This is a genomic window from Streptomyces sp. NPDC060064 (assembly GCF_042736455.1).
Taxonomy (GTDB): Bacteria; Actinomycetota; Actinomycetes; order Streptomycetales; family Streptomycetaceae; genus Streptomyces.
Genome location: NZ_JBHWWF010000031.1, coordinates 80,177 through 101,689 on the forward strand (window position 1 = coordinate 80,177; position 21,513 = coordinate 101,689).

Consider the following 21,513-nt stretch of genomic DNA (forward strand, 5'->3'; position numbering starts at 1 on the left):
AGGTTGCGGCGGGTTCGGCTGCTAAGCCTGGTGCGACGGGTACGCCGGACACTGCAGGTGGTGTGGAGAAGCCCGAGGTTGCGGTGGGGTCGGCTGCCGGTACGCCTGGCGCGCAGAGCCCGCCGGACGCCGGTGAGAACGGCCTGGCGCCCGACGGCAGCAGCGAGCGACAAGCCGGACCGGACGGGCTTGCGGCTACTGGCGCCCAGCTGTGGCCTTCAGCGGCCGGAGCTGTGCTGCTGATCGCAGGCATCGTGCTTCTCCGGACGCGCACCCGCCATGAGACCGCACGTCGTCGATGAAGACTGTCCCACTCATGCCCTGGCCGGACCCGCAGCGCAGGCCCGGCCAGGGCTGACGCCGATCCCGAACTGTCGTCTGCTGTTACCCCGCGGACGATGTCCGCTTGGAACCGGCAGACCTCGACGCGGAGTTGCTCACCTGGAGCCGGTGGTGCTCAGAGGCCGTCCCTGGGGCCGTGGGTATGGAGGAACAGAACAGGGCCGGTGCCGAGGCGACCGTCGGCCGCCATCGCGAGCACGGCAGCCAGCGCTTTCGCCGTGTACACGGGCTCAAGCTCCATGTGCGCACTGTCGGCGGCGAGTCGCTGCGCCTCAAGGGCCTGCGGTGTGGCGTAGCCGTAGCCCGGGCCCAGCCAGTCCCGCACCATCGTCACATCGTCCGGCGCGATCTGGATCGGAGGAAGGTTCGCGCCCCGCCTGCGAAGCAAACGCTCGGTTTTCCTGGCCAGCGTGACCACGGCTTGCGCGTCCAGCTGCAGCGTGTGATTGACGACCACGCCCACCACTCGGGTGCGGCGCAGCCCTGCCAGCCGGAGGCCGAGAGCCAGTCCCGCGGCCGTACCCCCTGAGCCGACGGCGGTGACCACATGCGAGGGTTCCGGCAGGGCGCCGTCCGCTACCTGGGCCGCGAGCTCGAGGGCTGCTTCGATGTAGCCGAGCGTACCGACCGGTGCGGATCCGCCCGCCGGCAGGAAGTATGGCAGCCGTCTCCCCGTGGCATGGCGAAGGAAGAGCCAGGGGGCGGCGGCGATTGTCCGATTCTTGGTACGGGTGAAGTGCAGGGTGGCACCGGACCGTCGAAGCCGCTCCAGTTGTGCCCGGACGTGGTCGTCGACCGGCTGGTCGATCAGGGCGAGCGCGGTGGTCAGGCCCTGCTCCCGAGCGTAAAGAGCCGTGGCCAGGCCCCAGTTCGTACCGAGACCACCCACTGTGAGGATGGTTCGTGTCCCACGGCGTTGCACATCGGGGAGGATCCACTCAAGCTTGCGGATCTTGTTGCCACCCCACCCGCCCGAGCCGAACCCGCTCTCGTCCTTGCACCACAGCGAGACCCCGTGTGCCAACCCGGTCAGCTCGCGTACGGGCGTCGGCCGATCGCCGAGCGGGAGGTACGGCAATGAGGTGACCAGCTGCGGAAACCGCCGGTGCAGCAGCGGTCCTCTCATACCGGTCCGACCTCTCCTCCAAGCGTTCGGCTCCCTGTACCGGGAGCAACTGTCCACGACAAGGCGCCGGACCGCAATGCCGCTCGACAGCCACCTCCGGCTGCGACAACGGCTTCGTCAGCCGCGTGCCCCTCGCCCATGGGCTCAGGTTCTGGTCTCCGCCGATCCGGCCGATTGCGGATGCCGTTCTCGCCAACGTGCGTACGCAGGGCTGGCGGCGCAGGTGTCCAGATAGCCGGCGGCGACTCTGCGGTGGATTTCGGCCCCGTGTGCGGCGAGAGCGCCGTCGCGGTGCCAGGCCAGAACATGCCGGTACCACAGAGGATTTCCGGCGAGCGGACGGACAGCGACGCCCGGGGCTTCGATGAAGGTGGCCTGGCAGAGGCTGACGGCCAAGCCGGCCCGTACGATCTCGATCAACTGCCGCCCCTCGGCTTCGTACGGGGTGAACGGACGGCGACCTGCCTGAGCGCAGACGGACGACCAGTATTCGCGGGTGCGGTCGCTGTCGGGGCGGGGGACTGCCCAGTCCTCGTCCATGAGTTGAGCCAGCGAGACCTCCTCCTGCGCCGCCAGCGGGTGGGCCGTCGGCAGGAGGGCGAATACGGGCTCGGTGACGATCGGGTTGAGCACCACGCCCTCGAGTGGCGGTAGCTCCTGGTCGGGATGGTCGCCGAGCACTGTCGCTTCCAAGCGGCCCGCCGCAAGATCGTCGAGCAGAGTTGTGGGGGAGTACTGACAGCGCGAGGTCACTTCGGAGTGGGGCAGCAGCTCCTTTACGGCCAGAATGAGATGGCCGATCAGGGGGGCGCCGACCGACCCGATGCGGACTCGCTCAGGGGCCGAGGTTCGGCGGGCGGCCAGGGCGGCCCGGGCGGTGTCGGCGAGGAGGCCGTCGATCCCCGGCAGGATGGCCTGCGCCCGGCTCAGTACCAGCTCGCCGAAGGGTGTGGGGACGGCGCCGGCTTGCCTGCGGTCGAAGAGGGCTCCGCCCAGCATGGCCTCAATGCGGCGCAGTTGGGTGCTGAGCCCCGGCTGAGTCATGCGCAGCGAGGCAGCGGCGCGAGTGAGGCTGCCCGCCTCGGCGATCGCGCATACCACCCGCAGATGCCGTACCTCCAGATCCATGGCGGGGATGTTATGGAGCAACGACAGCTTTCGGACAGGGGCGTGCAGCTGCAGTCTTGTGTGAAATGTCACATGCCATAGGTCGAGAGGTAGTGATCACGTGAGACGATCCCGTCCTTTGACGCCGGCGCACAGGGTGCTCTTGCCTGCGCTGCTGGCCGCCATGCTCCTGCTGCTCCTCGGCACGCCGCCCGCCAAGGCGGCTTCAGCCGGCCCATCAGCCTGTGCCCTTGGCGGCACCACCGGCTGGACGGACGAGGGCCACGACACCGACTACTCCGTCTTCCAGCGCCCCGTCGGCACCATCAGGGTCGGCATGATCTTCGTGGACTTCCCGGACGCACCGGCCACCGAGTCCCCGGCCGACGACGCGGCACAGCTCACGCCCGGCGCGGACTGGCTGTGGAACGCCTCGTACGGCAAGGTGTGGCTCGCCATCACCCAGCAGCAGCGCTGGGTTCGGATGCCGCACAACTCCACGGACTACGGCTTCGCACGCGGTCTCGGCCACGAGGCACACGAGGCATACCTCAGGGATGCCGTGACGGCCGCCGACCCGGATGTGGACTTCTCGCGGTACGACATGGTGTACGTCGTCGCGACGAGGAACGCGTCGGCGATCTCGTTCACCCCCACGTACGTGTACGACCCGGGCACGGCGGGTGTCGTCGCCGACGGCACCAGGATCAAGTGGGCGGTGACCTTCGGCCAGGACATGTGGCACTGGGGTCCGAAGCTGGTCGGCCATGAGACCGCCCACAGCTTCGGGCTGCCGGACCTGTACGCCTTTGACACGGGCACCGATGGCCACCGGTTCGTCGGCGGCTGGGACGTGATGGGTCTGGTTGGGGGGAAGGCGCCGCAGTATTTCGGCTGGGAGTCGTGGAAGCTCGGCTGGACCGATGACAGTCAGGTCTACTGCCAGGCCTCGGCCGGCAGCGGCACGGTGTATCTCACCGCGGTCGAGTACGGCAGCGGCACCAAGTTGGCTGTGGTGCGTACGGGACCGACGACCGCGTACGTCGTCGAATCCCGCCGGTCGGTCCAGGCGGACACGGCAGCCTGTTCGACCGGCGCGCTGGTCTACAAGGTCGACACATCCGTGCAGACCGGCTACGGACCGATCCGGGTCATGGACGCCAAGCCCAGTGCCACTCCGGCGAGCGGGTGCCGCCCGCTGGACGATGCCCCGTACTGGGCCGGTGAGTCATTCACGGACTCCGCGGCCGGGGTACGGATCGACGTGCTGAGCGCCGATGGCTACGGGGAGACGGTGCGAGTCACCAAGTCCTAGCCAGGACGGAACAGTCGTGCCCCGGATCCGTTGTGCGGATCCGGGGCTGGGCCGTGTTCAGGCCGCCTCGGGGAAGTGGCAGGCGACCTCCCGCGGCTCGCCCGGTGCGGCGATCCGCAGCAGTGGCGCCTCGGCGCGGCAGATGGCCTGGGCCTTGGCGCAACGTGGGTGGAAGGTGCAGCCCGGTGGGGGAGCGGCCGGGCTGGGCGGGTCGCCCAGGAGCGTGATGCGCTCACGGGCCCGCTCGGCCGCCGGGTCGGGCAGGGGCACCGCGGAGAGCAGTGCCCGGGTGTAGGGGTGGGCGGGGGCGGCGTACACCCGTTCCTTGTCGCCGATTTCGACGATCCGGCCGAGGTACATGACGGCGACCCGGTCGCAGACCCGCTTGACGACCGAGAGGTCGTGGGCGATGAAGAGGTAGGCCAGGCCGAGCTCCTGCTGGAGGCGTTCCATGAGGTTGACGATCTGGGCCTGTACGGAGACGTCGAGGGCGGAGACGGGCTCGTCGGCGACGACCAGCCGGGGGCTGGTGGCGAGCGAGCGGGCGATGCCGATGCGCTGGGCCTGGCCGCCGGAGAACTCGTGCGGATAGCGGTCGATGTGCTCGGGGATGAGTCCGACCAGGTCCATCAGCTCGGCCGCTCGCTTGCGTGCGTCCGTCGGCGAACTCCCTTGCGCCAGAAGGGGGTCGGAGATGATCCGGGCCACGGTCTGTCGCGGATTGAGGGAGGAGTGCGGGTCCTGGAAGACCATCTGGAGTTCGCGGCGCAGTGGCTTGAGTTCGCGCTGGGACAGGTGGCTGATGTCGTGGCCGTCGTAGGTGATCGAGCCGGTGGTGGGTTCGAGCAGCCGTACGATCATGCGGCCGGTGGTGGACTTGCCGCAGCCGGACTCCCCGACCAGGCCCAGCGTTTCGCCGGCGGCCACATCGAAGCTGATGCCGTCGACGGCTCGCACGGGATCCCTGCCGCGGCGCTTTCCCGGGAAGGCCATCGTTACGTCCCGCACGCTGAGGAGTGGTCGCTCGCTGAGGAGTGGCTGAGCTGTACTGGTCATGAGGCGACGCCTTCGTATGCGGGGAGGTGGCAGGCGGCCGGATGCTCGGCCGGTCCGGAGAGCAGGGGCCGTTCGGTCTCGCAGCGCAGCCGCTCGCTCTCCGAGGCGCCTGCCGCCCGGGCACAGCGGGGCGCGAACGCACAGCCGGGCGCGGGGGCCAGCAGGGACGGCGGGCTGCCGGGGATGGCCCGCAGCGGTTCGTCGTCGCTGTCGTCGAGCCGGGGCAGAGAGTCGAGCAGCCCGCGGGTGTAGGGGTGGGCGGGGGTTGCGAACAGGGTGTCCACCGGGGCTTGTTCGGCCGCGCGTCCGCCGTACATCACCAGCACCTCGTGGGCGACCCGGGCGACCACCCCGAGATCGTGGGTGATCATGACGACGGCGAGTCCGCGCTCCTCCTGCAGCCGGGCGATCAGCTCCAGGATCTGGGCCTGGACGGTGACGTCGAGGGCGGTGGTCGGCTCGTCCGCGATGAGGAGTTCGGGCTCGCAGGCCAGTGCCATGGCGATCATCACGCGCTGGCGCATCCCGCCGGAGAACTGGTGCGGATACTCGCCCGCCCGGCGTGCCGGCTCGGGGATGCCGACCTCGGCGAGCATCTCCACGGCCCGTCTGTGGGCCACCGCACGGCGGGAGTTGAAGTGGACCCGGTGGTGTTCGGCGATCTGCTCGCCGACCGTGTAGTAGGGGTGGAGGCTGGAGAGCGGGTCCTGGAAGATCATGGCCATCCGGCGGCCCCGCAGCCGGTTCAGCTCCCGCTCCCGGAGCCCCAGCAGCTCCTGTCCGTCGAGGCTGATCGAGCCGGTGACCTCGGCGGCGGTGTGCAGCCCGAGCACCGCCATCGAGGTGACGGACTTGCCCGAACCGGACTCGCCGACGATGCCCAGGGTGCGGCCCCGGTGGACGTCGAAGCTGAGTGAGTCCACGGCCCGTACCGGCCCCCGCTTCGTCGCGAAGATGACACTCAAGTCCCGTACGCTCAGCAGAGATTGACTTCCAGTCATCAGAACCTCACCCTCGGGTCGACGACGGCGTACAGCAGGTCGACGGCCAGGTTGGCGACGACGATGAAAGTGGCGGCCAGCAGCGTGACCCCGAGGATGACCGGCTGGTCCCCGCTGGAGAGCGCGCCGTAGAAGAGCCGGCCGATGCCCGGGAGTCCGAAGATGGACTCGGTGATGACGGCGCCCGCGAGGAGCCCGCCCAGGTCCATGCCGAAGATGGTGAGGATCGGCGTCATGCCGGCCCGCAACCCGTGCTTGACGACGACCGTGCGACGCGGCAGGCCCTTGGCGCGGGCCGTGCGGATGAACGGCTCCGCCATCGTCTCGATCATCGAACTGCGGCTCTGGCGTGCGTACATGGCCGCGTACAGGATGGCGAGTGCCAGCCACGGCAGGAGCAGGTTGGTCGCCCAGTGGACGGGGTCGCTGCCGAAGGACACGTACTGCGGATAGGGGAACAGCCCCGCCACCCGGATCAGCCCGTAGATGAGCATCATCGAGGTGAAGTACACGGGCATCGAGGCGGCGCCGACCGCGCCGATCATCAGGACCCGGTCGAGCAGGGTGTCCTTGCGCAGGGCGGCGGTGACTCCGGCGGTCAGTCCGAGCAGCAGCCACAGCACCGCCGCGCCGAACGCCAGCGAGGCGGAGACCGGAAGCCGGTCCATCAGCAGGCCCCAGACGGACTCGCTGTTCTCGTACGAGTAGCCGAGGCACGGAAAGCCGCAGTGCAGCGCGTACTGGCCGCTGCCCAGAGTGCGGCCGGTGAAGATGCCGGAGAGGAAGTCCCAGAACTGCGCCCAGATCGGCTGGTCCAGGCCCATGTGGGCGCGGATCGCCGTGAGGCGTTCGGCGCTGCACGACTTGCCGCAGGCCGCGGCGGCCGGGTCGGAGGGCAGGACGTAGAAGATGGTGAAGGTGACGGCGGCGATCGCGATCAGCACGCCGATCACGCCGAGCAGCCGGCGGCCGAGGTAGCGGGTCATGTGCGGCTTCCCCTCGGGTCGAGGATGTCCCGCAGCGCGTCTCCGAGGAGGGTGAAGGCGAGCACGGCGAGGAAGAGGCAGATGCTCGGGATGACGAAGTACATGGGATCCGTGTCGTAGAAGGCGACGCTCTCGGCGATCATCTGGCCCCAGGAGGGGGTGGGCGGGCGGACGCCGACGCCCAGATAGCTCAGGGCCGCTTCGGTGGCGATCATGCCCGGGATGATCAGGGTGGTGTAGGCGATGACGGGCCCGGCGACGCCCGGGAGGATGTCGCGGGTGAGGATCCGCCAGGGCCCCGATCCGCCCACCCGCGCGGCGTCGACGTACTCGCGGTGCTTGAGCGAGAGTGTCTGGCCGCGGACCACGCGGGCGATGCCGGGCCAGCCGAACAGCCCGATCACCGCGGTCATCAGCACGATCCGGTTGACGTCCTTGGCCACCGACATCATCGCGATCATGAAGATGAGTGAGGGGAAGGACATGGTCAGGTCCATGATCCGGCTGAGGACCGCGTCGGTGCGGCCGCCGAAGTAGCCTGCCGCGATCCCGGCCGCCGTGCCCGCGACCACGACGATCGCGGTCGCGGTGAAGGCGATCAGGAGGGAGACCTGGGCGCCGTGCACGACCCGGGCGAACAGGTCGCGGCCGGAGACGGGTTCGACGCCCAGCCAGTGGTCGGCGGAGATCCCGCCGAGCGGTCCGAGCGGCAGCCCGCCCAGATAGGGGTCGACGGCGGACTTGTCGAACTCGTCGGGCGACCAGCCGCCCAGCGCGCTCAGCAGGGGCGCGGCGGCGGCCATGACGACGAAGAGCGCGACGATGACAAGGGAGATCTTGACGGAGGTGCGGCGGCGCAGTTCCGCGCGGGCCAGCTGCCAGGGGCCGCTGCCCGCCGGAACCTCCACTGGTGCAGTTGCTGTGGTCATGATCTGTCGAACCCTCAGCCCTGGCTCTTGGAGGGGTCCTTGAGGCCGACTGTGGCGTAGTCGAGCTGACCGCCGAAGGAGGTCTGACCGTAGGCGCCCGCGATGTTGCTGCCGAGCACCAGGGGCCAGCGGCGGACCAGGACCGGTACGGCGGGGGCCATGGCGAGGATCTCGCCGTCCAGCTGCCGCCAGGCGGTGTTGGCCTGCTTGGCATCGGTCATGGCGGCGATTTCGTCCATCCGCTTCATGGTCGACCGGTCGCGGAAGAGCGAGTGGTTGCCGGAGTTGCCCTTCTCCTTGATGTAGCGGCCGTCGAAGACGAACGGCAGGAAGGTGGAGCCGGACGGGTAGTCGGGGCACCAGCCCGTGTACGCGATGTCGGTGCGGTTCTTGGTGTCGCCGATCGTCGCGTAGAACGCCGACGGGTCGACGGTCTCGATGGTGACCTTGATCCCGGCCTTGCCCAGCGACTGCTGGATCGCCTCGGCCCGCCCCTTGTCCCCGGTCGAGACGGTCATCTTCGTCTCGAACCCGTCCGGCTTGCCCGCCTCCTTCAGCAGCTGCTTCGCCTTCTCGACATCCCCGGTCGCGGGGATCTTCAGAGTGTCCGGTTCCTTGCCGTCGAAGAGGGTGGCCGGCATGTAGGCGGTGGACAGGTCGTTGAAGGCGGGGCCGCCCGAGGCAGTGAGCACTGAGTCCCTGTCGAGCGCGTACTGCACCGCCTGACGGACCTTCACATCATTGAACGGAGCCCGCCCGGTGTGCATCTGGACCATGTCCGTGCAGTTGGTCGACTCGGCAATAAGTCGCTTCCGCACCTCCGCGCTGGGCAGCACCTTGGCCGCGCTCTCCGGCCGCAGCGCACCCCAGGAGACGGCGGAGGCGTCCGCGCCCTGGCTGGCGATCAGCCGGTCGTCGATCTGGTTGGCCTTCAGCCCCATCACCATGACCAGCTTGTCCGGGTACGCCTTGCGCACCTCGTCGGTCGAGGCGTCCCAGCTGGTGTTGCGCACCAGCACCAGCTTCTTGCCGCGCTGGTACGACTCGATCTTGTACGGGCCCGAGGAGAACGGCCGGTTGTCGTACTGCGGCCCCTTGTCCTGGCCCTTGGGTACCGGGGCGAAGGTCGGCATGACGGTGGCGTTCGGGAACTCCGCGAAGGGCTTGCGGAGTTCGAAGACGATCGTGTGGTCGTCGGGCGTCCTGATGGAGTCGAGGTGCTTGCCCTCGGCAGGTCCCTGGTAGCCCTCGGCGCCGGCCAGGTAGCGGGCCGCGTAGTCGGCGCCGCCGGGCAGGTCGGGGGAGAAGGACCGCTCCACGTTGTACTTGATGTCCTGCGCGGTGACGGGCGTGCCGTCCTCGTACTTGATTCCCTGCTTGAGGTGGAAGGTCCAGGTCTTGGCGCCGTTGGAGGAGGTGCCGAGGTCGGTCGCGAGGTCCGGGACGAGTTCACCGCCCGCCGTGCCGGGGGCTGCCTTGTAGGTGACCAGGGTGCGGTAGAGCAGCCGGGTCCCGAACTCCATGTCGCTCATCACCCAGTTGCGTGCCGGGTCGAGGTGGGTGAAGTCCTGGTTGGACAGGACCGTGAGGGTGCCGCCCTTCTGCGGAGTGCCGCCGACTGCGGCGCCTTGGTTGGCGGTCGCCGGGTTCTTGCCGCCGGCGCCTTTGCCCGCGGCCGGGTGCTTGGAGCCGGAACAGCCGGCTGTGCCGAGTGTGATGGTTGCCGCCAGGGCGGTGGCGACGGCGGTAAGGGTGCGCTTGTTCATCAGTGGTCACTCCGAGAACAGTCGGCCAGCCAGAGGGCTGGAATGTGACCGGTAACATAGTAATGTGAAATTGCACTGACAAGGCATCGGCGAGTCCGTTACTCACCTGTGTCCGAGGGGGACCGCCGGAAGGGTGAGCGGCGGGCGGATCGCGCGAAACCCTTGGCATCGTCAGTGCTATGTGAAATATTACTGCTGTGCTCACAAGAAACACCTCGGACGTCATCGTCGTCGGTGCGGGCGTGGTCGGCGCGGCCTGCGCCTACTACGCAGCCCGGGCCGGCCTCTCCGTCACCGTGATCGACCGCGGCCCCGTCGCGGGCGGCAGCACGGGTGCCGGCGAGGGCAACCTCCTGGTCTCCGACAAGGAGCCCGGACCCGAACTCGAACTCGCGCTGCTGTCCACCGGGTTGTGGCAGGAGCTGGCCGAACTGCTCCCGCCGCAGATCGAGTACGAACCCAAGGGCGGCCTCGTCGTCGCCTCCGGGGAGGCCGGGATGCAAGCCCTGCGCGACTTCGCGGCCGGACAGGAGAAGGCCGGTGTGCGGTCGGAGGAAGTCCCGGGGGACGGGTTGAAGGACCTGGAGCCGCATCTGGCCACCGGCCTGGCAGGTGGCTTCCACTACCCCCAGGATGCGCAGGTCATGCCGGCCCTGGCGGCCGCGCATCTGCTGCGCGCGGGCGGTGACCGGGTGTGCCTCAGGCTCGACGAGGAGGTCACCGGCCTGCTCACCACGGCGGACGGACGGGTGCGGGGAGTGCATACGGTGGCCGGCGATGTGCATGCCCCGCACGTGGTCAACGCCGCCGGCGCCTGGGGTGGCGAGCTGGCCCGGCTCGCGGGCGTCGAGCTTCCCGTGCTGCCCCGCCGCGGTTTCGTCCTTGTCACCGAACCGCTGCCGCGCATGGTGCGGCACAAGGTGTACTCCGCGGACTATGTCTCCGATGTCGCGAGCGGTTCGGCCGCGCTGCAAACCTCGGCCGTGGTCGAGGGCACCCCGGCGGGCCCCGTCCTGATCGGTGCCAGCCGGGAACGGGTCGGCTTCGACCGTACGTTGTCGACCGAGGTGCTGCGCCGTCTGGCGGCGCAGGCCACCGCACTGTTCCCGGTCCTGGCCGGGGTCCGGGCGATGCGGACGTATGCGGGTTTCCGTCCGTACCTGCCCGACCATCTCCCTGCCATCGGCCCCGATCCGCGAGTGCCCGGCCTGCTGCACGCCTGCGGTCACGAAGGCGCGGGGATCGGGCTTGCTCCGGCCACCGGGCTGATCGTCGCGCGCTGTTTGGACGGCGGTGAACTTCCCCTGGACCTGGGCCCGTTCCATCCCGGCCGCTTCGAATCCGCCGCTTGACCCATCTGCTACGAGAGGAGGCCCGCAGTGGCCCGTACCCCCGCCGACCTGGTCGGGGCGAACCCCGGCCCGTCTTTCGAGATCACGATGGACGGCAGTCCCGTCACCGCCCTGCCCGGGCAGTCCGTCGCCGCAGCCCTGTGGTCCGCGGGCATCCTCGCCTGGCGCACCACGCGCAAGGCCGGCCGCCCGCGGGGTGTCTTCTGCGGCATCGGGCAGTGCTACGACTGTCTCGCCGTCATCAACGGGGAGCCCAACCGCAGAGCCTGTCTGGTGCCTGCCCGTCCCGGCGACGTGATCACCACCCAGGAGGGACACGGCCATGCCGGCCTCAGCGTCTGACCCGTACGACCTCGTGGTGATCGGAGCGGGCTCCGCCGGTCTCGCGGGCGCCGTCACCGCCGCCGAACTCGGCCTGTCCGTAGCTCTGCTGGACGCCTCGTCCCAGACCGGTGGGCAGTTCTACCGGCATCCGGCGCCCAGCCTGAAGGCGGCGCGGCCCGAGGCCCTGCACCACGACTGGGCTGCCTTCGCCGAGCTCCGCCGACGCCTGGAGCAGAGCGACGTCAGCCACCTCCACGGACACCATGTCTGGGCGGTCGCCAAGGAGGACCACGGCCTGTGGGCGGTGCACGCCGTCACCGGGGTCGACGGCACCGCAGAGCGGTCGGTGCGGGTGCGGGCCCGGACGGTCCTGCTCGCGACGGGGGCGTACGAACGCCAACTGCCCTTTCCCGGCTGGACCTTGCCGGGCGTCGTGGGTGCCGGGGGAGCGCAGGCCATGCTCAAGTCCGGCCTGGTGCTGCCCGGTAGGCGCGTGGTCGTGGCGGGCAGCGGGCCCCTGCTGCTCGCGGTCGCCTCCTCGCTGGCCGCCGCCGGCGCGCAGGTCCCGGCCGTGATCGAGGCGTCCGGCTATCTGGGATACGCCCGCCGTCCCCGCGCGCTCGCGGCCAACCCGCAGAAACTTCTCGAGGCGGCGGTCCACGGTGCCGCTCTGCTGCGGCACCGGGTACGGCTGCGCACCCGCAGCGCGGTTACCGAGGTGCACGGCACCGACCGGGTGGAGGCCGTCACCGTCACCCGGCTCGACCGCGACTGGCGGCCCGTACGGGGGGCGGGCCGGCGGATCGAGTGCGACGCGCTCGCTGTGGGACACGGCCTTGTCCCGCAGATCGAGCTGGCCACCACACTGGGCTGCGCCACCCGCCCCTTGGCTGACGGGACATCCGCCCTGGCTCTGGACGGCCTTCAGGAAACCTCGGTGCGTGGCCTGTGGGCGGCGGGGGAGACCGGGGGAGTCGGTGGCGCGCAGCTGGCCCGCACGGAAGGGGAACTGGCCGGGCTCGCGTCAGCCGCCAGACTCTACGGGTACCCCGTCCGCGAGGGGCGCGTCCGCGAGCTGCAACGCCGCCGGGACCGGCGGCGCGCCTTCGCCGACGCGATGACCGTCGCCCATGCCCCGGGACCGGGCTGGACGGGCTGGCTGACCGACGACACGGACGTGTGCCGCTGTGAGGAAGTATCCGCCGGAAGCATCCATGATGCCGTCGCCGAGCTCGGGGCCCGCGACGCACGCACCGTCAAACTCCTGACCCGGGCCGGCATGGGCTGGTGCCAGGGGCGTGTGTGCGGGACGGCTGTAGCTTGTCTGGCAGCCCGCGAGGGCGGCGTGGAATCACCCGCCGAACGCCGTCCGTTCGCCGTGCCTGTTCCGCTCTCGGCACTCGCCTCGCTCGACGAGCCCGCCGAGATCGGGCCCGATACCGCCCCTGGGAATTGACCGCTGACCCGCGGCCCGTCCTCTTGTGGGCGCCCACATCCCTATCAGTAAAATGTCACACATTATAGAGAGGCTACTGACATGACCGCCACCAACTGGAACAGCACCCGTCCCTGGCGCGGGATCATGGTCGCCACCGCGCTGCCCCTGCGCGACGACCTGTCCGTCGACTACGACGCGTACGCCGAGCACGTCGCCTGGCTGATCGAGAACGGCTGCGACGGCGTCGTGCCGAACGGTTCGCTCGGCGAGTACCAGACCCTTACCGACGAGGAGCGGGCCCGCGTGGTCCTTACCGCCGTTGAGGCGGCGGGCGACGGGGCCCGGGTAATGCCCGGTGTCGCCGCCTACGGCAGCGCCGAGGCCCGCCGCTGGGCGGAGCAGGCGGCCGAAGCCGGCTGTGGCTCGGTCCTCCTGCTGCCCCCGAACGCCTACCGGGCCGACGAGCAGGCCGTCCGCGCCCACTATGCCGAGGCCGCCAAGGCGGGGGTGCCGGTCGTCGCGTACAACAATCCCATCGACACCAAGGTGGATCTGACGCCCGGGCTGCTGGCCAAGCTGCACGGCGACGGGCACATCGTCGCGGTCAAGGAGTTCACCGGCGATGTACGGCGCGCGTACGAGATCGCCGAACTCGCCCCGGAACTCGACCTGCTGATCGGTGCGGACGACGTCCTGCTCGAACTCGCCGTGGCCGGTGCGGTCGGCTGGATCGCCGGCTACCCCAACGCCTTCCCCGCCAGTTGCGCCGAGCTGTACAACGCCGCTGTCGCCGGTGACCTGGACACCGCCGTGCCGCTCTACAAGTCCCTGCACTCGCTGCTGCGCTGGGATTCGAAGACTGAGTTCGTCCAGTCCATCAAGCTGTCCATGGACATCGTCGGCCGCCGCGGTGGCCCCACCCGCCCGCCGCGCTTCCCTCTCACAGGGGAGATCGAGGCCGGAGTCCGGGCCGCCACCGAGAAGGCCGTCGCCGACGGTCACCAGTGACCACGGGACCCCCCGCATGTGTACGCGACATGTCCTCCACGACCCCTTCCCCGAAGGTTCCCTCCTATGACCAGCCTCGTCTCCCACAACCCGGCCGACCCCACCGACGTACTCGTCAACATCCCGACTCCCGGCGTGTTCACGGTTGTTGATGCCGTCGAGCGGACCCGCGCCGCCCAACCCGGCTGGCTGATCGGTGGTGCGGCCGCCCGTTCGGCGGCGCTCACCGCGGTCGCCACCGGCATCGAGGCCGCCGCGGACGAACTTGCCGGACTCGCCGTGCGCGAGGTGGGCAAGCCGCTCGCCGAGGCCCGGGCCGAGGTCGCGCGGACTGTCGCGATCTGGCGGTACTACGCCCAGGCCCCGTACGAACCCACCGGCGCCGTCCACGAACCCGGTGGCGGCCCCGGACTCCTCCTCACCCGCCGGCGCCCGCACGGCGTCGCGGGCCTCATCACACCCTGGAACTTCCCCTTCGCCATCCCGAGCTGGAAGGCCGCCCCGGCACTCGCCGTGGGCAACGCGGTCGTCCTCAAGCCCGCTCCGGAAGCGACAGCATGTGCCCAGCGCCTGGCCGAGATCGTCCAACGGAGCCTGTCGGCCGGGGTGTTCACCGTGCTTCCCGGCGGGGCGAACGAGGGCAACGCCCTCGTCTCCGCCGCCGACGTCGTCTCCTTCACCGGCTCGACAACCGTCGGCCGGGCAGTCGCACGTGCCGCCACGGCCCGGGGCATCCCGGTCCAGGCGGAGATGGGCGGCCTGAACGCGGCCCTCGTCCTTCCGGACGCCGACATCGAGCGGGCCGCGGTCCACATCGCCGCCGCGATTGCCGGATACGCGGGCCAGAAGTGCACCGCCACCAGCCGCGTGATCGCGGTCGGCGCGGCCCTCGACCCCCTGCGCGAGGCACTCTCCGAGGCGCTGCGGACCGTCCCGGTCGGCGACCCGGCCGACCCGTCCACCGTGTGCGGACCCCTCATCAACGAACATGCTCGCGATCAGGTCAGCAGTGCCTGGGCCGGGCTCTCGGTACTCGCGGGTGGAACCGTGCCCGACCTCCCCGGCTGGTACGCGGCCCCGACCCTGGTCGAGAAGGTGTCCCCGGGACACCGGCTGCTGCGCGAGGAGGTCTTCGGGCCCATCGCGGCCCTGCTGCCCGCCGACGACCTCGCCCACGCGGTACGGATCACCAACTCGGTCCCGTACGGCCTGGTGACCTCGGTCCACACCGCGGACCTGGACACGGCCCTCAACGGACTGGATCAGCTCGACACCGGGATGATCCGGATCAACGCCCCGTCCACCGGCGTCGACTTCCACCTGCCTTTCGGCGGCGCCAAGGCATCCAGCCACGGGCCGCGCGAACAGGGTCACGCAGCCTTGGAGTTCTACACCTCGAGCCGCACGTACACCCTGTCACCTGTGAAAACAACGTGACAAGGGGTTCCGACGCAGGTCAATGAGGAGGCGGCCGTGGTCGAGCGCGGACCACGGCTGACTCGGGCGGCACGGCCGTCCATAACGTGGAGTTATGCGGACCTGGGGGCTCCCCGCCGACAGCCGGCCGCACCATGATGATCCATGCAATGTCACACTTCACGCCGCAGCTCCTGGGCTGTGAAAGGGATCCATGAACCCCGCGTACGCGACCGTCGACCACGTCTTCACCGTCCCCCTGGACCACTCCGCCCCCAACGGGCCGGACATCCAGGTCTTCGCCCGTGAGGTCGTCGACCCGGCCCGCGTCGGCGAGCGACTTCCCTGGCTGCTCTACCTGCAGGGCGGCCCGGGCGGCAAATCACCCCGTCCGTCGGCCGGTTCACCGAGCTGGCTGCCCCAGGCGCTCAAGACCCATCGGGTACTCCTGCTGGACCAGCGCGGCACCGGCCGCTCCACCCCCGTCACCGCCCGGTCCGCCGCCCGCTTCACATCCCCCGCCCAACTCGCCGCGCATCTCAGCCATTTCCGTGCGGACGCCGTGGTTGCCGACGCGGAACTGATACGACGTCAGCTCTGTGGTGGACAGCCCTGGGAGACACTCGGCCAGAGCTACGGCGGCTTCATCACCCTCACCTACCTCTCCCAGGCACCCGAGGGCCTGCGGGCCTGCTACGTGACCGGTGGTCTGCCCGGTCTCACCGCCACCGCCGACGACGTGTACGCCCGCACCTACCCGCGGGTGCGGGACCGCGTTCTCGACTTCTACGCCCGCTACCCCGACGACGCCCCCCGCCTCCGCAGGATCGCCGATCTCCTCGCGACCACCGAGGTCCACCTCCCCAGTGGAGACCGCCTCACCACCCGCCGCCTGCGCACCCTCGGACTCGCCCTCGGCATGGGCGACGGCTTCGAACGGCTCCATTGGCTGCTCGACGAATCCCTGGACGGAGATGGCGAGTTGACCGACACCTTCCTCCATCAGGTGATGGCCCTCACCGGCTTCACCGACAATCCGCTGTTCGCCGTGATGCAGGAGACGCTCTACGGTCAGGGCGCGGCTTCGAGCGGCTGGGCCGCTTCGCGGGCGCTCGCGGGCCTCCCTGAATTCGCCGAGGACGCGGATCCCCTTCTGCTCACCGGAGAAATGATCTACCCGTGGATGTTCCGCGACATCACGGGTCTGCGCCCCTTCGCGGACGCCGCCGACCTGCTGGCCGAACGCGCCGACTGGCCGCCGCTGTACGACCCCCACCGCCTCGCCGCCAACCAGGTCCCCCTCGCCGCGGTCGTCTACCACGACGACATGTATGTGGACGCCGCACTCTCCCTGCGCACCGCGTGCGAGGTCGGTGCCACCCGCGTCTGGATCACCAATGAATGGGAGCACGATGGCGTCACCGCCTCCGGCGGCCGTGTGCTGGCCCGTCTGATGGACCTGGCCGCAGACCGCGCGTAACCCCATCCTCTGCCGTCCTTCCCCTCCGCTTCCGCCTGTCACCACCGCCCCCAATGGGAGAGACATGTCCGCCCTGCCGACCCGCCTGCGGCCCCTCACCGCGGTATTCGCCCTCGTCTCCGCTCTCGCCGCCCCGACCGCTGCCACCGCTGCTACAACGCCCAATTCGCCTGCTCCGGCCGCTGATTGTGCCCTTCCCGGCAAGACCGGCTGGACCGACGAGGGCCACAACACCGATCGGACCCAGTTCCAGCGCTCCACCGGCACCCACCGCGTCCTGACCGTGTTCGTGGACTTCCCCGACGCGCAGGCCACGGACTCCACGGACGGGTACGCCGCCCAACTCGCCCCGGCCGCCGACTGGATGAGCAGAGCCGGCTACGGCCGCTCCCGGCTCGCCATCAGCTCGTTGCACCGCTGGATCCGGATGCCCGCGGACTCCACCTCGTACGGATTCGCGCGCGGCCTCACCTTCGAGACCCACGAGAAGTACGTCCGCGACGCGATCACCGCCGCCGACCCCTACGCGGACCTCTCCGCGTACGACATGGTCTATGTCGTTCCCACGAAGGCAGCGGCCGCGATCTCCTTCTCCCCGACCTACCTCTACGACCCGACCACGCCCGGTGTCACCGCCGACGGCACCCGCCTCAAGTGGGCGGTCACCTTCGGGCAGGACATGTGGCGCTGGGGGTACAAGGTCGCCGCCCACGAGACCGGTCACACCTTCGGCCTCCCGGACCTGTATTCCTTCACCGGCTCCACCCACCAGTACGCCGGCGGCTGGGACGTCATGGGCAACATCGCAGGACCCGCCCCTCAGTACCTCGGCTGGCACTCGTGGAAGCTCGGCTGGACCCGCGACAACCAGGTGTCCTGCCTGCCCGGCCCCGGACGCCGCACGGTACGGCTGACCCCGGTGGAGCGCCCCGGCGGGACCAAGATCGCCGTACTGCGCACCGGCGAGACCACGGCGTACGTCGCCGAGTCCCGCCGCGCCGAGGGCAATGACCAGGGCGCCTGCTCCACCGGCGTCCTCATCTACAAGGTCGATTCCGCCGCGCAGACCGGCGAGGGACCGGTCAGGATCATCAACGCCGACCCGACCGCCACCCCGCCCACTGGTTGCACCCAGCTGGACATGGCCGCATACGCGCCCGGCCAGACCTTCACCGATCCGGACACCGGAGCCCGGATCGATGTCCTCGCGGGCGGCAGGGCAGGGGACGTGGTGCGGCTCAGCAAGGCGTGACGGTGAGCCGCCCATAGGGACGGGTGACACAGGAATGCGTTCTGCCCCCGGTCGTCACACCGCGGGGACCCGATGCGTCGGTGCGGTCATCGGCTCCCCGGCGGAGCGCTGGTGGGGAATCGGCAACTCTCCCTGCTGCACGGCAATGGTCCGCGTCGGAGCGGGGATGCTGATGCCCTCGGCACGGTAGCGGCGGTGCAGACGCTTGATGAACTCGTGCTTGATCCGGTACTGGTCACTGAACTCGCCGACCCCCAGGATCACCGTGAAGCCGATCCTGGAGTCGCCGAACGTGTGGAAACGAACGGCCGGTTCATGGTCGGGCAGGGCGCCGGCGATGTCCGCCATCACGCTCTCGACGACCTCGGTGGTGACCCGCTCGACATGGTCCAGGTCGCTGTCGTAGCCGACTCCCACCTGCACGTTGAGCGTCATCTGCTGGTCCGGCCGGTGGAAGTTGGTCATGTTGGTGCCGGACAGCTTCGTGTTGGGGATGATCACCAGGTTGCTGGAGAGCTGGCGCACCACGGTGTTGCGCCAGTTGATGTCGACGACATAGCCCTCCTCGCCGCTGCTGAGCCTGATGTAGTCACCGGGCTGCACCGTTCTGGAAGCGAGGATGTGCACTCCCGCGAAGAGGTTGGCCAGAGTGTCCTGCAAGGCCAGGGCGACTGCCAGACCTCCCACGCCCAGCGCGGTGAGCAGCGGGGCGATGGAGACGCCCAGGGTCTCCAGTACGACAAGGAAGCCCATGGCCAGCACCACGACGCGCGTGATGTTCACGAATATGGTGGCCGACCCGGCGACACCGGACCTGGACTGCGCCACGGCCTGCACCATCCCGGCGACGATCCTCGCGGCCGTGAGGGTCGCGGCCATGATGAGCACGGCGGTGAGCGTCATGGTGACGTTGCGTCCGACCCCGGCGTTCAGTGGCAGCACCGACGCCGCGACCGCCACGCCGCCGGTGATCGCTGCCCAGGGGGCCAGTGCCCGCAGGGCGTCAACAAGGATGTCGTCGCCGCTCCAACGCGTTCTGCCGGCCCGTTCGCCGAGCCATTTCAGGATCACGAGCAGCAGCAGGGCGGCCGCGATGCCTGCGGCCACCGCGATTCCGGCGACGATCACGTCGTGCAGTGTGAGGTCCCGGTTCACCGCTTTCCTCCCGTTGTACGGGGAAGAGCGCGGACGGCGGGGGTTGCCGCTGTGAGCCGGATGTGATGTGTCGTCACCATGCCACCTGTGCAGTCTGGGAGGGCGGTTGTGCGGTCGCGTCGGGTCGTACGGAGTCCACTCGGCGCGACCTGTCATCCTGCCGCACGCCGCAGGCAGCAGTGCAGGTGGGCCACCTCGGAACAGCGCTGGGGCGCGCCGGGCTCAGTGGGCGAGGAGCATGTAGGTGTTCTCCAGCTCGTCCTGCACGACGTGGGCATCTCCCGCGACCGTCCGTACGAGAAGGTCGTTTTCCGGGGTGTGGACCCGGTACCGCCAGCCTTGCGGGAGTCGCAGCCGCCGGCCGAGCGTGGCCAGAGTGTCCATCGTCTGGCTGTCGTCCACGGTGTGGGAGTACGCCTGTAGGACGTATGTGCGGTCGCCGGGGGCGATCAGCTCGTGCACCGGTTTGCCGCTGGACAGGACGTACTCGGTGTCCCGTTTCACTGTGGAATCGACGTAGAACTTCTTGGCCGTCGCCCCCGTGGGGTCGATCTCCGGGGGGATGCGGAGCTCGGCCACCCAGCGGGCCTCCAGGCCGTCGAACATCGTGGGGTCTCCCCACTGGAACGTCGTGACCTCGTCGATCGTCCAGAAGCGGGGTCCGTTCAGGAACACCATCGGCACCTGGAATTGTTCCGCCAGCGCACGGGGGTCGAGCGCGTTCCACTGCTCCGGCGGACAGTCGTTGAGGCCGAAGGTGTTGTAGACGGCAGCCTTGAGATGACCGTCCTCGCCCGGCGAGATGAGAAGAATCTCGCCGTAGCGAGCGTTCCGCATGCCGCTCACGTGCCGGGACGCTTTCGTCGTGTGGGACATGGCTCCTCCTTCTCACAGCCCGTGTCCGCTCCTGCGCGGACACCGCCTGTGGGGCCGGGCCCGCAGGCGGGCGGGCCCGGGCCGTGCCGTGGGTCTCCACTCCATCAAGAGCAGCACACGCCTGGTGAAGTCGCACGCCGTCCCCGGTGGCGTCGAGCGACGGCCGGGCGGGCAGTCGGCGCTGACCGCCTGGGTGGCGAGGGGCGGAGCGGCATCCGAGGCGGTCAGGAGTGATTCTCGGGTGGTGCGGTCGGTCGGCGCCGGCCAGGAATCCGATGGTCTGGGCCTCGATGTGTACGGCGGCGAGTGCTGCCGCCCAGCGGGCGATCGCATGTGCCAGTGCTGTGGCTCCCGCCTCGTGGCCGCTGTCGCGGGCCAGGAGGGCCAGCAGCATCTGCGGATGAGGCCCGCGGGGTCACACCCACCCGTCGCCGGCGACTCGGGAAGGCGCATGGCCGCCGTCGGCAGCGAATGTCAGGGACCGATTCGTCTGAGGATCCGCTCGTGCTCCTCGTCGGGCACCCGGGCACCGGAGGAGGGCAGCAGTTGCGGTATTCCATCGATGATCGGATAGCGCCGGTGCAGCCGCGGGTTGTAGAGGATCTCCTCGGGCAGGAGCAGCGTCAGCTGCCCCTTGTCGATCGGGCAGACGATGATCCGGAGCAGGGGGTCGTCAGGCTTCATGAGCCAACTCCTTTGCCGGGGTGGGGGGTTCGTCATGGCGCGGAAGCATCAGCAGGACGGTGACGGCGAGTACGGTGCCGCCGAGTCGCAGGGCGAGCCGCAGTGGGTCTCCCGGCAGGGACTCGCCGAAGGCGAAAGTGCCGAGCGCGGCCGTGAACAGACAGGTGACGGTGGTGCACACGGGCACGATCAGAGATGCCCGGCAGCGCTGCAGTGCGGTCTGGGACAGGATCAGGCCGGTGACCGAGGTGACGAGCAGGATGTACGGATAGGGGGACCTCAGCAGGGCGAGGACCGCGTCTCCGATGCCGCGGGTCGTCAGATGACCGGAGACGCCCTTGATGGCGAGCGAGCTGACGCCGTACAACAGGCCGACAGCGACGCCGTATTCGACGCCCGCGGTGGGCAGCCGGTGACGGCGGCGGGTCCGGCGTTCCACGGACCGGTACAGCCACAGCCCCGCTGCGAGCGCGGGCAGGCAGATCAGCAGGACACGGCCGGCCGAGGCATGCCCGCCCACGGCGTCGGAGCGCTGGAGGGAGGCCACGACCATCAGCAGGGCGAGGGTGATCACGACCACGCCACGTCGCTCGCGGCCGGTGGGGCGCTCGCCCAGCACGACCGAGGAGAGGAGAAGCAGCAGCACGAGACCGGAGACGAAGATGCCCTGCGCGGCCGCGATGGGAAGGGTGCGGTAGACGGCCAGCTGTGCCGCGAAGCCGGCGGCGAGCGCGAGCGAACCGCCGAGCCACAACGGGCTGCCGATGAGCAACCGTACGACTCGGGCCGGCTGTCCCGTGTTCAGTCGCGGCAGGCGCGACAGCGCCCGCTTCTCGAGTACGAAGCCTGTGCTGTAGAAGACGTTGGCCAGCAGAGCCGATGCCACCCCCCACCACATGG

19 protein-coding genes are annotated in these 21,513 nt (G+C 69.9%); 8 read left to right on the forward strand and 11 right to left on the reverse strand.

The genetic code is table 11. The features are described from left to right. Nucleotides 1–457 precede the first annotated feature (457 nt). Both ACFWDI_RS30560 and ACFWDI_RS30565 read right to left on the reverse strand, forming a co-directional pair. On the reverse strand, nt 458–1,468 hold the full coding sequence (locus tag ACFWDI_RS30560; protein WP_385308918.1) for a pyridoxal-phosphate dependent enzyme: 1,011 nt from the start codon (nt 1,466–1,468) through the stop codon (nt 458–460). Between the two features lie 144 nt (nt 1,469–1,612). Beyond that, entirely contained in the window at nt 1,613–2,596 is a 984-nt protein-coding gene (locus ACFWDI_RS30565) for a LysR family transcriptional regulator (protein WP_385308920.1), read from the reverse strand. A gap of 163 nt (nt 2,597–2,759) precedes the next feature. Here ACFWDI_RS30565 and ACFWDI_RS30570 point away from each other — a divergent pair, with 163 nt between their 5' ends. Then, a complete protein-coding gene (locus ACFWDI_RS30570) occupies nt 2,760–3,890 on the forward strand; it encodes a M6 family metalloprotease domain-containing protein (RefSeq protein WP_385308961.1) in 1,131 nt (376 codons plus the stop codon). Nucleotides 3,891–3,947: 57 nt separating this feature from the next. Here the strand turns inward: ACFWDI_RS30570 and ACFWDI_RS30575 are convergent, their stop codons facing one another. The 5 genes from ACFWDI_RS30575 to ACFWDI_RS30595 are packed head-to-tail and all read right to left on the reverse strand — an operon-like array spanning nt 3,948 to nt 9,628. Then, entirely contained in the window at nt 3,948–4,946 is a 999-nt protein-coding gene (locus tag ACFWDI_RS30575) for an ABC transporter ATP-binding protein (protein ID WP_385308922.1), read from the reverse strand. Then, on the reverse strand, nt 4,943–5,947 hold the full coding sequence (locus tag ACFWDI_RS30580; RefSeq protein ID WP_385308924.1) for an ABC transporter ATP-binding protein: 1,005 nt from the start codon (nt 5,945–5,947) through the stop codon (nt 4,943–4,945). The genes ACFWDI_RS30575 and ACFWDI_RS30580 overlap by 4 nt, the downstream gene beginning before the upstream one ends. Next, a complete protein-coding gene (locus ACFWDI_RS30585) occupies nt 5,947–6,933 on the reverse strand; it encodes an ABC transporter permease (protein ID WP_385308926.1) in 987 nt (328 codons plus the stop codon). Before ACFWDI_RS30585 ends, ACFWDI_RS30580 begins: the two co-directional genes overlap by 1 nt. Beyond that, complete coding sequence (locus ACFWDI_RS30590; protein WP_362683526.1) at nt 6,930–7,862, reverse strand: ABC transporter permease; 933 nt, start codon at nt 7,860–7,862, stop codon at nt 6,930–6,932. Before ACFWDI_RS30590 ends, ACFWDI_RS30585 begins: the two co-directional genes overlap by 4 nt. Before the next feature lie 14 nt (nt 7,863–7,876). Then, nucleotides 7,877–9,628: an ABC transporter substrate-binding protein gene (locus ACFWDI_RS30595; protein WP_385308928.1), complete on the reverse strand. Its 1,752-nt coding sequence runs from the start codon at nt 9,626–9,628 to the stop codon at nt 7,877–7,879. A 197-nt stretch (nt 9,629–9,825) separates the two neighbouring features. Between ACFWDI_RS30595 and ACFWDI_RS30600 the strand changes: the two genes are divergently transcribed. The 7 genes from ACFWDI_RS30600 to ACFWDI_RS30630 all read left to right on the forward strand — a co-directional run bounded on the left by ACFWDI_RS30600 (nt 9,826) and on the right by ACFWDI_RS30630 (nt 17,898). Further along, nucleotides 9,826–10,980, forward strand: a complete 1,155-nt coding sequence (locus ACFWDI_RS30600; protein ID WP_385308930.1) for an NAD(P)/FAD-dependent oxidoreductase — start codon at nt 9,826–9,828, stop codon at nt 10,978–10,980. Nucleotides 10,981–11,007: 27 nt separating this feature from the next. Further along, the gene (locus ACFWDI_RS30605) at nt 11,008–11,322 is read left to right on the forward strand and encodes a (2Fe-2S)-binding protein (protein WP_327327491.1); all 315 of its coding nucleotides are present in this window, start codon (nt 11,008–11,010) and stop codon (nt 11,320–11,322) included. After that, on the forward strand, nt 11,303–12,760 hold the full coding sequence (locus tag ACFWDI_RS30610) for an FAD-dependent oxidoreductase (protein ID WP_385308932.1): 1,458 nt from the start codon (nt 11,303–11,305) through the stop codon (nt 12,758–12,760). Before ACFWDI_RS30605 ends, ACFWDI_RS30610 begins: the two co-directional genes overlap by 20 nt. 81 nt (nt 12,761–12,841) lie before the next feature. Next, nucleotides 12,842–13,750, forward strand: coding sequence for a dihydrodipicolinate synthase family protein (locus ACFWDI_RS30615; RefSeq protein ID WP_385308934.1), 909 nt, complete (start codon nt 12,842–12,844; stop codon nt 13,748–13,750). A 66-nt stretch (nt 13,751–13,816) separates the two neighbouring features. Beyond that, nucleotides 13,817–15,187 carry an aldehyde dehydrogenase family protein gene (locus tag ACFWDI_RS30620; RefSeq protein WP_385308936.1) on the forward strand — a complete coding sequence of 457 codons (1,371 nt, stop codon included), beginning with the start codon at nt 13,817–13,819 and terminating at the stop codon, nt 15,185–15,187. A gap of 193 nt (nt 15,188–15,380) precedes the next feature. Next, a complete protein-coding gene (locus ACFWDI_RS30625) occupies nt 15,381–16,646 on the forward strand; it encodes an alpha/beta fold hydrolase (protein ID WP_385308938.1) in 1,266 nt (421 codons plus the stop codon). A gap of 64 nt (nt 16,647–16,710) precedes the next feature. Next, nucleotides 16,711–17,898, forward strand: a complete 1,188-nt coding sequence (locus ACFWDI_RS30630) for a M6 family metalloprotease domain-containing protein (protein ID WP_385308940.1) — start codon at nt 16,711–16,713, stop codon at nt 17,896–17,898. Between the two features lie 54 nt (nt 17,899–17,952). Here ACFWDI_RS30630 and ACFWDI_RS30635 read toward each other — a convergent pair whose 3' ends face one another. The 4 genes from ACFWDI_RS30635 to ACFWDI_RS30650 form a co-directional block, all read right to left on the reverse strand. Then, entirely contained in the window at nt 17,953–19,053 is a 1,101-nt protein-coding gene (locus ACFWDI_RS30635; RefSeq protein WP_385308942.1) for a mechanosensitive ion channel family protein, read from the reverse strand. Between the two features lie 222 nt (nt 19,054–19,275). Beyond that, the gene (locus ACFWDI_RS30640) at nt 19,276–19,929 is read right to left on the reverse strand and encodes a hypothetical protein (RefSeq protein ID WP_385308944.1); all 654 of its coding nucleotides are present in this window, start codon (nt 19,927–19,929) and stop codon (nt 19,276–19,278) included. A 474-nt stretch (nt 19,930–20,403) separates the two neighbouring features. Further along, a complete protein-coding gene (locus tag ACFWDI_RS30645) occupies nt 20,404–20,613 on the reverse strand; it encodes a Trm112 family protein (RefSeq protein WP_327327501.1) in 210 nt (69 codons plus the stop codon). Next, a complete protein-coding gene (locus tag ACFWDI_RS30650; protein ID WP_385308946.1) occupies nt 20,603–21,511 on the reverse strand; it encodes a DMT family transporter in 909 nt (302 codons plus the stop codon). Before ACFWDI_RS30650 ends, ACFWDI_RS30645 begins: the two co-directional genes overlap by 11 nt. Nucleotides 21,512–21,513 lie beyond the last annotated feature (2 nt).

What these genes read in the sequence shown, in the direction of transcription:
- ACFWDI_RS30560 (WP_385308918.1), bottom strand. Translation starts at nt 1,468, where the DNA reads ATGAGAGGACCGCTGCTGCACCGGCGGTTTCCGCAGCTGGTCACCTCA.
- ACFWDI_RS30565 (WP_385308920.1), bottom strand. Translation starts at nt 2,596, where the DNA reads ATGGATCTGGAGGTACGGCATCTGCGGGTGGTATGCGCGATCGCCGAG.
- ACFWDI_RS30570 (WP_385308961.1), top strand. Translation starts at nt 2,760, where the DNA reads ATGCTCCTGCTGCTCCTCGGCACGCCGCCCGCCAAGGCGGCTTCAGCC.
- ACFWDI_RS30575 (WP_385308922.1), bottom strand. Translation starts at nt 4,946, where the DNA reads ATGACCAGTACAGCTCAGCCACTCCTCAGCGAGCGACCACTCCTCAGC.
- ACFWDI_RS30580 (WP_385308924.1), bottom strand. Translation starts at nt 5,947, where the DNA reads ATGACTGGAAGTCAATCTCTGCTGAGCGTACGGGACTTGAGTGTCATC.
- ACFWDI_RS30585 (WP_385308926.1), bottom strand. Translation starts at nt 6,933, where the DNA reads ATGACCCGCTACCTCGGCCGCCGGCTGCTCGGCGTGATCGGCGTGCTG.
- ACFWDI_RS30590 (WP_362683526.1), bottom strand. Translation starts at nt 7,862, where the DNA reads ATGACCACAGCAACTGCACCAGTGGAGGTTCCGGCGGGCAGCGGCCCC.
- ACFWDI_RS30595 (WP_385308928.1), bottom strand. Translation starts at nt 9,628, where the DNA reads ATGAACAAGCGCACCCTTACCGCCGTCGCCACCGCCCTGGCGGCAACC.
- ACFWDI_RS30610 (WP_385308932.1), top strand. Translation starts at nt 11,303, where the DNA reads ATGCCGGCCTCAGCGTCTGACCCGTACGACCTCGTGGTGATCGGAGCG.
- ACFWDI_RS30615 (WP_385308934.1), top strand. Translation starts at nt 12,842, where the DNA reads ATGACCGCCACCAACTGGAACAGCACCCGTCCCTGGCGCGGGATCATG.
- ACFWDI_RS30620 (WP_385308936.1), top strand. Translation starts at nt 13,817, where the DNA reads ATGACCAGCCTCGTCTCCCACAACCCGGCCGACCCCACCGACGTACTC.
- ACFWDI_RS30625 (WP_385308938.1), top strand. Translation starts at nt 15,381, where the DNA reads ATGAACCCCGCGTACGCGACCGTCGACCACGTCTTCACCGTCCCCCTG.
- ACFWDI_RS30630 (WP_385308940.1), top strand. Translation starts at nt 16,711, where the DNA reads ATGTCCGCCCTGCCGACCCGCCTGCGGCCCCTCACCGCGGTATTCGCC.
- ACFWDI_RS30640 (WP_385308944.1), bottom strand. Translation starts at nt 19,929, where the DNA reads ATGTCCCACACGACGAAAGCGTCCCGGCACGTGAGCGGCATGCGGAAC.
- ACFWDI_RS30645 (WP_327327501.1), bottom strand. Translation starts at nt 20,613, where the DNA reads ATGAAGCCTGACGACCCCCTGCTCCGGATCATCGTCTGCCCGATCGAC.
- ACFWDI_RS30650 (WP_385308946.1), bottom strand. Translation starts at nt 21,511, where the DNA reads ATGTGGTGGGGGGTGGCATCGGCTCTGCTGGCCAACGTCTTCTACAGC.